At 68.9% G+C, this 12555-nt stretch carries 13 protein-coding genes; 6 read left to right on the top strand and 7 right to left on the bottom strand.

Features of this window, described 5'->3' with window-relative positions; all coding sequences use genetic code 11:
* Positions 1-336: 336 nt before the first annotated feature.
* Genes ABL840_RS25485 through ABL840_RS25470 form a run of 4 tightly spaced genes read left to right on the top strand, consistent with a single transcriptional unit; the run spans position 337 to position 4326 of the window.
* Complete coding sequence (locus ABL840_RS25485) at positions 337-1314, top strand: sugar ABC transporter substrate-binding protein (protein WP_418116376.1); 978 nt, start codon at positions 337-339, stop codon at positions 1312-1314.
* Between the two features lie 33 nt (positions 1315-1347).
* Positions 1348-2307, top strand: coding sequence for an ABC transporter permease (locus ABL840_RS25480; RefSeq protein ID WP_093201233.1), 960 nt, complete (start codon positions 1348-1350; stop codon positions 2305-2307).
* The gene (locus ABL840_RS25475) at positions 2307-3107 is read left to right on the top strand and encodes an ATP-binding cassette domain-containing protein (RefSeq protein WP_093306721.1); all 801 of its coding nucleotides are present in this window, start codon (positions 2307-2309) and stop codon (positions 3105-3107) included. The genes ABL840_RS25480 and ABL840_RS25475 overlap by 1 nt, the downstream gene beginning before the upstream one ends.
* Positions 3100-4326 (top strand): ROK family transcriptional regulator, encoded by a 1227-nt coding sequence (locus ABL840_RS25470; protein WP_093306720.1) that lies wholly within the window; start codon positions 3100-3102, stop codon positions 4324-4326. Before ABL840_RS25475 ends, ABL840_RS25470 begins: the two co-directional genes overlap by 8 nt.
* Here ABL840_RS25470 and ABL840_RS25465 read toward each other — a convergent pair.
* The 7 genes from ABL840_RS25465 to ABL840_RS25435 all read right to left on the bottom strand — a co-directional run bounded on the left by ABL840_RS25465 (position 4323) and on the right by ABL840_RS25435 (position 10553).
* Positions 4323-4730 (bottom strand): DUF6194 family protein, encoded by a 408-nt coding sequence (locus tag ABL840_RS25465; RefSeq protein WP_093306763.1) that lies wholly within the window; start codon positions 4728-4730, stop codon positions 4323-4325. The two genes, ABL840_RS25470 and ABL840_RS25465, sit on opposite strands and share 4 nt — an antisense overlap.
* A gap of 23 nt (positions 4731-4753) precedes the next feature.
* Entirely contained in the window at positions 4754-5767 is a 1014-nt protein-coding gene (locus ABL840_RS25460) for a tripartite tricarboxylate transporter substrate-binding protein (protein ID WP_093306719.1), read from the bottom strand.
* A gap of 13 nt (positions 5768-5780) precedes the next feature.
* On the bottom strand, positions 5781-7208 hold the full coding sequence (locus ABL840_RS25455) for a sensor histidine kinase (RefSeq protein ID WP_093306718.1): 1428 nt from the start codon (positions 7206-7208) through the stop codon (positions 5781-5783).
* Positions 7209-7874 (bottom strand): response regulator, encoded by a 666-nt coding sequence (locus ABL840_RS25450; RefSeq protein ID WP_093201217.1) that lies wholly within the window; start codon positions 7872-7874, stop codon positions 7209-7211. It abuts the gene before it with no gap.
* Between the two features lie 132 nt (positions 7875-8006).
* A complete protein-coding gene (locus tag ABL840_RS25445; RefSeq protein ID WP_093306717.1) occupies positions 8007-9017 on the bottom strand; it encodes a Bug family tripartite tricarboxylate transporter substrate binding protein in 1011 nt (336 codons plus the stop codon).
* Between the two features lie 67 nt (positions 9018-9084).
* On the bottom strand, positions 9085-9750 hold the full coding sequence (locus ABL840_RS25440) for a hypothetical protein (protein WP_093306716.1): 666 nt from the start codon (positions 9748-9750) through the stop codon (positions 9085-9087).
* An 8-nt stretch (positions 9751-9758) separates the two neighbouring features.
* Complete coding sequence (locus tag ABL840_RS25435) at positions 9759-10553, bottom strand: IclR family transcriptional regulator domain-containing protein (RefSeq protein ID WP_093201210.1); 795 nt, start codon at positions 10551-10553, stop codon at positions 9759-9761.
* 199 nt (positions 10554-10752) lie between these two features.
* On the opposite strand from ABL840_RS25435, the gene ABL840_RS25430 reads away from it, so the two are divergent.
* Together ABL840_RS25430 and ABL840_RS25425 are read left to right on the top strand one after the other, a co-directional pair.
* The gene (locus ABL840_RS25430; RefSeq protein WP_093306715.1) at positions 10753-11676 is read left to right on the top strand and encodes a shikimate dehydrogenase family protein; all 924 of its coding nucleotides are present in this window, start codon (positions 10753-10755) and stop codon (positions 11674-11676) included.
* A gap of 28 nt (positions 11677-11704) precedes the next feature.
* Entirely contained in the window at positions 11705-12538 is an 834-nt protein-coding gene (locus ABL840_RS25425) for a shikimate dehydrogenase family protein (RefSeq protein ID WP_093306714.1), read from the top strand.
* The last annotated feature ends 17 nt before the right edge of the window (positions 12539-12555 follow it).

Genomic DNA, 12555 nt, shown 5'->3' with positions numbered 1-12555 from the left:
CGCCATCGATAAGACTCATGCGAGTGCATCCACAAGCATCTGGCCATGCAGCATCTTTAGGCCTCCCTCGAGTGGGTTTGCTTCCACTCCGCTCCGCGGCAAGTACTGCCAAGTGCCTTGCATAAGCCGGCCGAGTTCGGCTGCACCTCGGGTTTTCGATAACTAAATCATCTTGATTTAGTCCTCCCGCTGCCCGATAGTCCCCTTGCGCCCGGACGCCTCCTTCCCAAGGCCAGCGATCCGGATCCAAAACCGCAGAGCGCATCACCCAGCGCCCGCCCAAGGAGACAAACCATGCCCAGCAGCAGCCCCCGCACCATCCTGGCCATCGCGGCCATGTCCCTCGCCGCAGCAACCGCTTCGTCCTCCGCCTTCGCCGCCGACCAGCCCGTCATCGGCCTCGTCACCAAGACCGAAACCAACCCCTTCTTCGTCAAGATGAAGGAGGGCGCGCAGGAAGAAGCCAAGAAGCAGGGCGCGAAGCTGCTTTCCGGCGCGGGCAAGGCCGACGGCGACAACGCGGGCCAGATCACGGCGATGGAAAACATGATCGCGGCCGGTGCCAAGACCATCCTCATCACGCCGAGCGACGCCAAGGCCATCGTTCCCGCGATCAAGAAGGCGCGCGACAAGGGCGTGATGGTGATTGCGCTCGACAGCCCGGCCGATCCGCCGGACGCGACCGATGCGCTCTTCGCCACCAACAACTACACGGCCGGCGTGCTGATCGGCGAGTACGCCAAGGCCGCGATGGCGGGCAAGCCGGCGAAGATCGTCGCGCTCGACCTGCTGCCGGGGCACCCGGTGGGCGCGCAGCGCCACAACGGCTTCATGAAGGGCTTCGGGCTGCCGGCCAACGACGCGAAGTCGAACGAGCTGTCGAAGGCGCCCGAGATCGTCTGCATGGCCGACAGCTTCGGCGACCGGGCCAAGGCGCAGACGGTGATGGAAAACTGCCTGCAGAAGGCACCCGACGTGAACCTGGTCTACACCATCAACGAGCCCGCCGCGGCCGGTGCGTACAACGCGCTGAAGCGCGCCGGCAAGGAGAAGGGCGTGATGATCGTCTCGGTCGACGGCGGCTGCCAGGGCATCAAGGACACGGCCACCGGCATCATCGCCGCGACCTCGCAGCAGTACCCGCTGAAGATGGCCGCCATGGGCGTGGCCGCGGGCGTCGAGTTCGCCAAGACGGGCAAGAAGGCCTCGGGCTATGTCGACACCGGCGTGACGCTGATCGCCGGCAAGAGCGTGGCCGGCGTCGACAGCAAAGACACGAAGACCGGTACCGAGCTCTGCTGGGGCAAGAAGTAATCAACTGACAGCCCTCCGGGGAGGAGTATCTCGATGGCGAAATCCGCGACGCACCACATTCCGTGGGGCGCCCTGGGGCCGTGGCTGGCCCTGCTCGGCGCATGCATCTTCTTTGCGACCCAGTCCGACCGCTTTCTCACGGGCGGAAACCTGTCGCTGATCCTGCAGCAGGTGATGGTGGTCGGCGTGATCGCCATCGGCCAGACGCTGGTGATCCTCACGGCGGGCATCGACCTGTCGTGCGGCATGGTGATGGCGCTGGGCGGCATCATCATGAGCAAGTTCGCCACCGAGCTCGGCCTGCCGGCGCCGGTGGCCATCCTCTGCGGCATCGGCGTGACGACGCTGTTCGGCCTGCTCAACGGCCTGCTGGTCACGCGCATCAAGCTGCCGCCCTTCATCGTGACGCTGGGCACGCTGAACATCGCCTTCGCGATCACGCAGCTGTACTCGTCGTCGCAGACCATCACCGACCTGCCCGGCGGCCTCACGGGCCTGGGCGCCACCTTCGCCATCGGCGGCGCCGAGGTGGCCTGGGGTTCGGTGCTGATGGTGGCGCTCTACTTTCTCGCGTGGTTCGTGCTGCGCGAGACGGCGGCGGGGCGGCACGTCTACGCCGTGGGCAACAACGCCGAGGCCACGCGGCTGGTCGGTATCCCGACCCAGCGCGTGCTGCTGGGCGTGTACGTGATGGCGGGCGTGCTCTACGGCATCGCTTCGCTGCTGTCGGTGGCGCGCACCGGTGTGGGCGACCCGAACGCTGGCCAGACCGAGAACCTCGACGCCATCACGGCCGTGGTGCTCGGCGGCACCAGCCTCTTCGGCGGGCGCGGCATCGTGCTGGGTTCGCTGATCGGCGTGCTGATTGTGGGCGTGTTCCGCAACGGTCTCACGCTGATGGGCGTGTCGTCGATCTATCAGGTGCTGGTGACGGGCGTGCTCGTGATCCTGGCCGTCACCGCCGACCAACTCTCGCGCCGGGGAGCCCGCTGATGACCTCCGCTGCAAACCCCCGCAAGATCGTCATGCAGGCCAAGGGCCTGGTGAAGCGCTACGGCCAGGTCACCGCGCTCGCCGGCGTCGACTTCGAACTGCGCGAAGGAGAAATCCTCGCGGTGATCGGCGACAACGGTGCGGGCAAGTCATCGCTCATCAAGGCGCTGTCGGGCGCGATCGTGCCCGACGAAGGGCAGATCCTGCTCGACGGCGAGCCGGTGCACTTTCGCAATCCGCTGGAGGCGCGTCGCGCCGGCATCGAGACGGTCTATCAAGACCTGGCCGTGGCGCCCGCCATGACCATCTACGAGAACCTGTTCCTCGGCCGCGAGCTGCGCCGCCCCGGCTTCATGGGCAACGTGCTGCGCATGCTCGACAAGAAGAAGATGCTGCAGGAAAGCATGGCCCGCATGGCCGACCTGAAGGTCGGCATCCAGTCGATGACGCAGGCGGTCGAAACGCTTTCCGGCGGCCAGCGCCAATGCGTGGCCGTGGCGCGCAGCGCGGCCTTCGCGCGGCACGTGGTCATCATGGACGAGCCCACCGCCGCGCTCGGCGTGAAGGAGGGCAACATGGTGCTGGAGCTGATCCGCCGCGTGCGCGATCGCGGCTTGCCCGTGGTGCTCATCAGCCACAACATGCCGCACGTGTTCGAGGTGGCCGACCGCATCCACGTGGCGCGCCTCGGCCGGCGAGCGGCCGTGCTCGACCCGAAGAAGATCAGCATGAGCGACACGGTCGCAGTGATGACCGGCGCGATGCCTGCCGACCAACTGCCTGCGGAGGCGCATGCCTGATGCGCACGCACCCGCTGCGCGCATGCCCGACCTGCTGCGGCCCCGCGGCTCCAACCAGGTCGGCATGCGCCAGTTCAACGAACGCACGGTGCTGCAGGCACTGCGCGTTCACGGCAGCCTGCCCAAGGCCGAGCTGGCCCGGCTGACCGGGCTGAGCGCGCAGACCATCGGGCTCATCACCGCGCGGCTGGAGGAAGACGGGCTCATCGTCAAGCAGAGCCGTGTGCGCGGCCGCATCGGCCAGCCTTCGGTGCCGCTGGCGCTGAACCCCGACGGCGCCTTCGCCATCGGCATCAAGGTGGGGCGGCGCGGTGCCGAGTGGTTGCTGATCGACTTCACCGCGCAGGTGCGCGAGCGCCACGCCATCGGCTACGACTTTCCCGACGCGGAAGAGCTGCTGCCCGCCATCGCGCAGCACATCAACCGCCTGCGCGACGGCCTCGGGCCTCTTGCCGCACGCAACGTGGGCGTAGGTCTGGCCGCGCCCTTCCTGCTCGGCGGCTGGCACCGCACGCTGGGGCTGTCGAAGGCGCAGTCCGACCTGTGGAACCAGATGGACCTGGCTGCCGAGGTGCGGGCGCGCACCGACGTGCCGGTGAGCTTCGCGCGCGACACCGTGGCCGCCTGCGTCGCCGAGCTGGTCGGCGGGCGGGGGCACGACCTCAAGAGCTTTCTGTACATCTTCGTCGACACCTTCGTGGGCGGCGGGCTGGTCATCAACTCGCATCTGCACACCGGCGCGCACGGCAACGCGGGGGCGCTCGCTTCGTTGCCGATGCAGCCGCCGGGCAGCCGCGGCGCGCTACCGCCCCAGCTGGTCGCGCAGGCGTCGCTGTGGGAGCTGGAGCAGCGGCTGAGCGGCGAAGGCCTCGACCCGATGGCCGCCTACGACGACCGCGCGCTGCAGCCGCCTTTTGCGGGCGCCACGCTGGCCTGGCTGGCGAGCGCATCGCAGGCGCTGGCGCATGCCATCGTCTGCGGTACCGCCATGCTCGACCTGTCCGACGTGGTGGTCGACGGCTCCATGTCGCGAGCTCTGCTGCAGGCGCTGCTCGACCAGACCCGCGACGCGCTCGACCACTGTAACTGGGAAGGCCTGTGGCAGCCGCAGCTGCATGGCGGCAAGGCCGGCGCACAGGCCTGTGCGCTGGGCGGCGCGATGCTGCCGCTGCACGCCAACTTCGCCCCGGACCACGACGTGTTCCTGAAGGCGGCCTAGCCTGCCTGGCCGGTCTTCCGTGATCGCGCGAGGCTCAATGCCTCGGCGATCAGCGGTTTCACCGTCTCGAAGGTCTTCGCGCTCGGGTTGATCACGCTGACCCAGTACATCTTCCCGTACACCGGATGCGGCATCAGCGTGTCGAGCGCGCTGTGGTCGACGGCCGCGGGCTCTTCTCCGAACAGTGCCCGAAAGCGCTCCTTGCCCACGCCGACGTTCAGCCGGAACACGCCCGGACGGTCCAGTTTCGAGGCGTTGTCGAACTCGTTGTCCTTCGTCACGATGGTGGCGAAAGGGAACTTGTCGTCCCCGTCGTGGAAGAAGAAGGTGTTGTCGTCGGCGATCTGGAAATGGCCGCCGGCCAGCATGTCGATGATGTGTTGGGTGATGGCGTCTTCGGTCATGAACGCGATCTTGCCTGCATTCCTCAAGAGGGCCAGCGCCGCAGGCCCAGTTCGTCCGCCAGCCGGCGGTAGGACTTGATCTGTGCCTGTACGTAGTCGTCGAGCGCGGCGCCTGTGAGCGCGAAAGGGTAGAGGCCGTGCTGCTCGCGCAGCGCGGCGTAGCCGGGCGCCGCGCTCGCCTCGCGGAAGGCCCTGGCCCACGCCTGCGCGGCGGCGTCGGGCACGTCCGCGCTCAGGTACAGGCCCCGCACGGTCGGCCACACGAGGTCCACGCCTTGCTCGCGCGCGGTCGGCACGCCGGTGAGCGCGCCGCCCAGGCGGTTTTCCGACAGCACCGCGAGCAGCCGCACGGCGGCTCCGCCCGCAATGGCCTGCATCGCCTCCGCCGCGTCGCCGGGGAATGCATCGACGTGCCTGCCCTGCAGGGCGCTCAGCGCGTCCCCGCCGCCTTCGAAGGACACGAAACGCATCGCCTTGTGGTCGCGACCCGCGGCGCGCACCAGCAGCGCGGCCTTCACCCAGTCCTGGCTGCCGACCGTGCCGCCCGCTCCGAAGGCGATGCGCGACGGGTCCTGCCGCAGCGCGGCGACGAGGTCCTGCAGGCGCTTGAAGGGGGAGTCGCGGTGCACGGCGATCACGCCGTAGTCGGTGCCGAGCGTGGCGATCCAGCGCACGGCCGAGGGCGAGTGCGGACCGAAGCGGCCCTGTGCCAGGTTGAGCAGCGAGCCGCTCGAGAACGCCACCAGCGTGCCCGGCCCGCCGAGCTTGCCGGTGGCGATGCGGTCGAAGGCCACGGCGCCGATGCCGCCCGGCAGGTAGCGCTGGGCGAGCGGCGGGCGGGCAGGGCGCACGGCCTGCAGCGCGTCGCGCGCGAGCGCACAGGTCAGCGCGAAACCGCCGCCGGCCTTGGCGGGGATCACGCAGTCGGCAGGCTCCTCGGAGGGGTCGCCCGCAGCCAGCGCGCGCATGCCGAGCGACGGCGCAAGCAGTGCGCACAGCGCACGCAATGCATGGCGTCGGTTGGAAGAAGGAGGCATGGCGGCGGACTTGTCAGGTGGCAGCCGGGGCGGGAGTACGTGGCCACCAGATGATCGCATGCAGCCCCGGCCCGGCCTCGCGCGCCTCGAGCTGCAACTCGCCCTGGTGCCGCTGCGCGATGGAGCGCGCTATGGCCAGCCCGAGCCCGAAGCCGCCCTTGCCCGCACGCGCGCCGCGACGGAAGCGCTGGCCCAGCGCGGTGCGCTCCTCTTCGCCGATGCCGGGTCCGCTGTCTTCCACATTCAGGCTCCAGCCCGCTGCGTCGCCCGCGGCGAAGAGCGTGATGGTGCCTTCGGCCGGCGTGTAGGTGATCGCGTTGGTCACCAGGTTGCCCAGCGCCTCGCGCATCAGCCCGCGATCGGCCACTGCTGGAAATTCGGGGGAGGGCGAATGGATACCCAGATCAATGCGTTTTGCGCGCGCCAGCGGCAGCAGGTCGACGGCCACTTCGCGCAGCAGCGCCGCCAGATCGAACTCGGCGGGCTCCACCGACACCGTGTCGCTGCGGCCCAGCGCCAGCAGCTGCTGCGCGCTGCGCGTGGCGCGGCCGATCTCGGTGCCGAGCGCGTCGAGTGCCACGCGCACCTGCGCCGGGTCTTCCTCGCGCCGCGCGTAGTCGGCCTGCATCTGCAGCGTGGTCAGGTGGGTGCGCAGCTGGTGCGAAGCGTCGTCGAGAAACTGGCGCTGCTGGGCCACCAGATCCTGCGTGCGCGACATCTGCTGGTTGACGGCCGCCACCAGCGGGCGCACCTCGGCGGGGAGGTCGGTCTCCGCGATGCGCGTGAGGTCGTCGCTCGTGCGCGCGCTCACCTCGCGCGCCAGCCGCGAGAGCGGACGCAGCGCCGCCGCGAGCGCAATCGCGGTGCCGCACAGCAGCATCGCCAGCACCAGCCCGTCGCGCAGCGCCGCGCTGCGCACGAAGCGCGCGCTGAACTCCTGCCTGGAGCGTGTGCTTTCGCCGACCTGGATCAGCACGCTGCGCCCGGTGCTGCCGGCGGGCGCGCGGTCGAGGTCGCGACGGTAGGCCGCGAGGCGCACTGCCTCGCCGAAGTAGGTGGCGTCGTAGAAGGCCGGCACGCCCATCTTCAACTCGGCGGGCGGGGCGGGCAGGTCGGCGCTGCCGAGCTCGACCAGTCCGTCAGAGGTCGATACGCGGAAGAACACCTGGCCGCTCGCCGTCAGCTCGAAGAACTCGAACATCGTGTACGGCAGCTCGACCGAGAGGCCGCCAGAGGCGGTCGAGATGTTGGCGTCGATGGACTTCAGCGCACCCAGCAGCGAGCGGTCGTAGGCCGCATTGGCCGCGGCCAGCGCATCGTGCCGCGTCATCCACAGCTCGATGCAGGTCACGACCAGCAGGGCGGGGAAGAGCAGTAGCGCGAGCCGCTGCCACAGGCTCGCGCGCCGCAGGCGGTGCGCCACGTTGGCCACCACGCTCATTCAGTCTGCTTCCAGCACATAGCCCAGCCCTCGCAGCGTGACGATGCGTACGCCGCTGCCATCCAGCCGCTTGCGCAGCCGGTAGACGAAGACTTCCACCGCCTCGGGGTGCACTTCCTCGTCGTCGGAGAACACCCGGTCGAGGATCTGCTGCTTCGACAGCGGCTCCCCGCTGCGCTGCACCAGCACGCGCAGTACCGCCAGTTCGCGCGGCGAGAGCGCCAGCGCCTCGCCGTTGAGCGTGAAATGCCGGCGCGCGCCGTCGTACACCAGCGGGCCGCAGGCCTGGCGCGGATGCTCCACGCCACGCGCGCGCCGCACCAGCGCATGCAGCCGTGCCTCGAGTTCGGCCAGCGCGAAGGGCTTGGCGAGGAAGTCGTCGGCGCCTGCATTGAGCGAGGCCACGCGCTCGTTGAGCGAGTCGCGCGCCGTGAGGATCAGCGCCGGCAGCCGCTGGTCGCGTTCGCGCAGCCGCTGCAGCACCGTATGACCGTCGAGCCCGGGCAGGCCCAGGTCGAGCACCAGCGCGTCATGGTCGCGCTGCTGCAGCGCCCGGTCGGCCAGGCGGCCGTCGTCCACCCATTCGACCTGGATGCCCGCGTGCTCCAGCGCCTTGCACAGCCAGGTGCCCAGGGTGTGTTCGTCTTCGGCAAGAAGGATGCGCATCAGTCGATCCTAGTGGCCCCGGGTCTTTTTTGCGAAACACCGCGGAACCGGCTTTGCCGGGCCGCAGGTGTTGCCCCCTGCAAGGGGGTTGGCGTAGCGACACGAAGTGCGCGAAGCCTGGGGGCTTGCCAATTAGTCGGGCTTGATGTTTGCCCTTGCGATGACCTTCTGCCAGCGGGCTTGCTCGGACGCGATGAATTGCGCGAACTGCTCCGGCGTGCCGCCGATGGCCTCGGCCGCGTCGTTGGTCAGTCGCTGCATCGAGTCGGGCGACTTCACCGCCTTCATCGTCTCGGCCGAGAGCTTGGCGAGCTGCGGCGGCGTGATGCTGGCCGGGGCGAGCATGCCGTACCACTGCGTCATCTCGAAGCCCGGGAAGCCCTGCTCGGCCACGGTCGGCACGTCGGGCAGCTGCGGCAGGCGCTTGGCCGAGCCGGTTGCGATGCAGCGCACCTTGCCCGCCTTGATGAACTGGAGGACCGCTGCCGCCCCGATGGCAGAGGCGTCGAGCCGGCCCGAGAGCAGGTCGGTCACCATCGGGCCGGTGCCGCGGTACGGCACGTGCAGCATGAACACGTCGGCCGTCATCTTCAGGTACTCGAAGGCCAGGTGGCCCGCGCTGCCGTTGCCCGCCGAGCCGTAGCTGAGCTTGCCGGGCTTCGACTTGGCGTAGGCGATGAACTCCTTGAGATTCTTCGCCGGCACGTCGGGGTGCACCACGTACAGGCTGGGCACCTTGGCCAGCAGGCTCACCGGCTTGAAATCCTTGTTCGCGTCGTAGGGCAGCTTGGCGAAGATGTACGGGTTGACGGCCAGCGTGCCGATGTGGCCCAGGATGATCGTGTGCTGATCGGTGGCGCGCGCCACCTCGCCCATCGCGATGTTGCCGGCCGCGCCCGGCTTGTTGTCGACGAACACGCTCTGGCCCAGAGTGCGCGAGAGCTCGGCGGCGGTCGAGCGCGCGACGATCTCCGAGCTGCCGCCGGGCGCGAAGGGCACGACGAAGCGGATCGACTTGTTGGGCCAGGTGTCCTGCGCGGAGGCCATCGAGGGCAGCAGGCCGCCGAGGGCCAGGGCGCCGCCGGCTTGCAGGAGGCCGCGGCGGTTCAGGCGGGCGTCGTCGAGGGAAAAGAGGTCGGACATGGGTTGTCTCCAGCGCTTTTTGGATTGAAAGCGCGCATCGTGCCCGGCGGATGCTGTCGGAATCCTGTCAGTTGCCGTTCGTCCAGTAATCCCGGCCGAATTCGCGCGCGAGCCGGGCGATCAGGGTTTCCACGCGCGCCAGCACGCTCTCGACCTGGGCGCGCACCGGCTCGTAGGCGAAGCGCAGGTTGTGGAAGGTCTCGCCTTCGTCGGGGTCGTCGTCGCGCAGGTACAGAGTGCCGTCGTGCAGTCGCAGGTCGAGGAACCAGCCCTGTTCGTAGTCGGAGAAGACCTCGCCGGGCGTGCCCGCGGTGAGCGACTCGATGAAGGCCCGGCCCTCGCTGAAGCGGTCGTGCCACGGGAAGCTCAGCAAGAAGCGGCCGGGCGCGTGGACTGTCGGCCTGTTCCAGAAGTGGGGGCCCCTAGCCGGGTCCTTGCCGTGGCGCTTGGCCTTGGTCAGCACGTCGCGGTAGTGGCTGCAGAGTTCGTCCTCGTGGCCGATGCAGTCGGCCGACAGCACGAAGCCATGCGCCGCGCCCGGGATGGCCGGCTGGTACAGCGGCTCGCGCAGCTTCTCCCATTGCTCCGCCGCGATGTTCGAGGACGGGCCGTAATAGAACGAGGGCTCGATGATGAATGCGATGTCGATGCGCACGTCCTCCACGGGCTCCGACTGCGCGGCCCAGTCGGGCAGCGCGGTCTGGCTCGATGGCCCGGGCGTGTCGGCGGTCACGGCGACTCTCAGATCAGATTGCGCATCGCCTGCGCCGTCTCCCGCAGCACCGGCAGCACCCGCGCCACCGCGTCCTCCGAACTCTCGTGCCCCATCGGCATCGTGATGTTCAGCGCGCCCACCAGAGTGCCGTGCCGGTCGCGCAGCGGCACCGCGATGCCGCGCGAGTTCAGGTCGAGCTGCTGTTCCGACAGTGCCCAGCCCTGCGCCCGGATGCGCGCGAGCTCGAGCTTCATGCGCTCCATGCTCGCGATGGTGTGCGATGTGAACACGGTGAGCTGCTTCGTCGTCAGCCATCCGTCCAGCTCGGCATCGCTGCGCAGGGCCAGCATCAGCATGCCCGAGGCGGTGACCTGCGCCGGCACGCGTGCGCCGAGCACGTAGCCGGTGCTCATGCTGCGGTTGGGGCCGTTGCGGGCGATGTAGACGACCTCGTCGCCGTCCATCACGCTGAGGTACGCGATCTCGTTGGTGCCGGCCGCCACCCGCTGCAGGAAGGGCTGCACCACGCGCGGCAGGCGCGCCGATTCCAGGTACGACTGGCCCAGTCGCAGCACGCGCGGCGTGAGCCAGAACAGCTTGCCGTCGCTGGCCACGTAGCCCATGTGCTGCAGGGTCAGCAGGTAGCGCCGCGCGGCGGTGCGGGTCATGTTCGTGCGCTGGCCGGCCTGGCTGGCGGTGAGGCGCGGGTTGGCGTCGTCGAAGGCTTCGATGATGCTCACGCCGCGCTCGAGGCCGGCGATCCAGTCGCGCTTGTCCAGGCCGGGAGGCGGCGCCGGGTCGTCCTTGCTGTCCTTGCTCATGGGCGGAAGTGTGCCTTCGCGGAAAGGGGCCGGGTTTGCATTCGGTGCAGGTGAAAACCCTCGAATTGATCGATCAATGTATTTTAAAGATCGATGATCGCACGTTTTGATGCCCCAAAGGCTGCAGGGATTGGCCGAAGAGACTATAAAGCTCGCCATCCGGCCTCGAAAAGAGCGATTGACGAACGGAAGCATGCACATGAGCCATTCCATCAGCGGCAGCACCCAGGCTTACCTGATTCCCGGCGACCCGGTCCGCAACGTGCGGCTCCCGCGCATGTTCAATGCGGCCTTCGAGCGCTTCGGCATCGACGCGGTGCTGCTGCCCATGCAGGTGCCGGTGCGCGACTTCGCGGTGTTCTTCAAGTCGGCATTCCTTGCGCGCAACGTGCGCGGCATGGTGATCGCGCCGCCCCACAAGCCGCTGGTGGTCGACCTGCTCGAAGGCTGCGGCCTCTTCGGGCGCGTGGCGGGTTCGGTCAACGTGGTGCGACGCACCGAAGGCGACCAGCTCGAGGGTGACCTCTTCGACGGCGAGGGCCTCATCGGCGCGCTCGACCACTACAACATTCCCTTTCGCGGCAAGCGCGTGCTGATCCTCGGCGCGGGCGTGAGTGCCGCAGCCATCGGCGTCGCCCTGGCCGAGGGCGGCACGGTGAACGGCGCGGCGCACATCGCCATGTACGACAAGGCCGCCGGCAAGGCGGCCGGCGTGGCCGCCAAGCTCGACGCCTTCTTCGACGCGAACGTGGTCGTGGCCGACAGCAACGCCCCCGAGGGCTACGACCTCGTCGTCAACGCCACCCAGCTGGGGCTGAGCGACGACGACGCGCTGCCTGTCGACGTGGCGCGCATGGACGGCCACGCGGCGCTCTTCGACATCCTGCTGCGCAACCAGCCGACGCCGCTGGTGCGCGCGGCCCGTGCGCGCGGGCTCAATGCGCAGGCTGGCTTCGAGATGCTCATCCAGCAGATGCCGCACTACTTCCGCTATTTCGGCCATCTCGACGCGGCGGAGGCGATGCAGGCCGACGCAGGCTTCCTGCGCGAAATCATCTATCCGCCGGCGATGCACGCCGAGATCGCGCAGCCCCTGCGCTATCACTCACCAAGCGTGGCCTGAGCCACGCTTCAACCCCGAAACGACTCACATGATTTCCGGCAAGTCCACGCTCATCGCCCACATCGGCTACCCCACGGAGACCTTCAAGGCTCCGATGATCTACAACCCCTGGTTCGACAAGCACGGCATCGACGCCGTCGTGGTGCCCATGGGCGTGAAACCCGAGGACTACGCGGCGTCGCTGCCGCAGATCTTCAAGTTCAGCAACATCCGCGGCGCACTGGTGACCATGCCGCACAAGGTGACGACGATGTCGCTGGTCGACGAGGTGACGCCCACCGCGCGCGTGGCCGGCGCCTGCAACGCCATCCTCAAGCGCCCCGACGGCACGCTGCTGGGTGACCAGTTCGACGGCGCCGGCTTCGTGCGCGGCGTGGAGCGCAAGGGGCGGCTCTTCAAGGGCACGCGCGTGCTGGTGTCGGGCACGGGCGGCGTGGGCTCGGCCATCGCCGCGTCGATCGCCGCCGCGGGCGCCGCGGAGCTGATGCTGTTCGACATGAGCGAGGCCTCGGCCGGCGCGCTGGCTGCGCGGCTGCGCGAGCACTATCCGCAGATGAAGGTCGCCACGGGCTCGAAGGACCCGGCCGGCTACGACGTGGTCGTCAACGCCACGCCGCTGGGCATGAAGGAGGGCGATCCGCTGCCCTTCGACGTGGACCGCATCGACCCGTCCACCTTCGTCGGCGAGGTCGTGATGAAGACCGAGTACACGCCGCTGCTGCAGGCCGCCAAGGCCAAGGGCTGCCAGGTGCAGGTGGGCACCGACATGCTGTTCGAGATGATTCCGGCATACCTGGAGTTCTTCGGCTTCGGCACCGCCTCGCCCGAAGAGCTGCGCGCCGTGGCGCAGCTGAAATACTGAAGAAAGGAAGGCTCGTG

The organism is Variovorax sp. NFACC27, from assembly GCF_048301545.1.
Classification (GTDB): domain Bacteria; phylum Pseudomonadota; class Gammaproteobacteria; order Burkholderiales; family Burkholderiaceae_C; genus Variovorax; species Variovorax gossypii.
The sequence above is the reverse complement of the archived record's forward strand: the minus strand, read 5'-3'. Positions and strand labels throughout refer to the sequence as shown.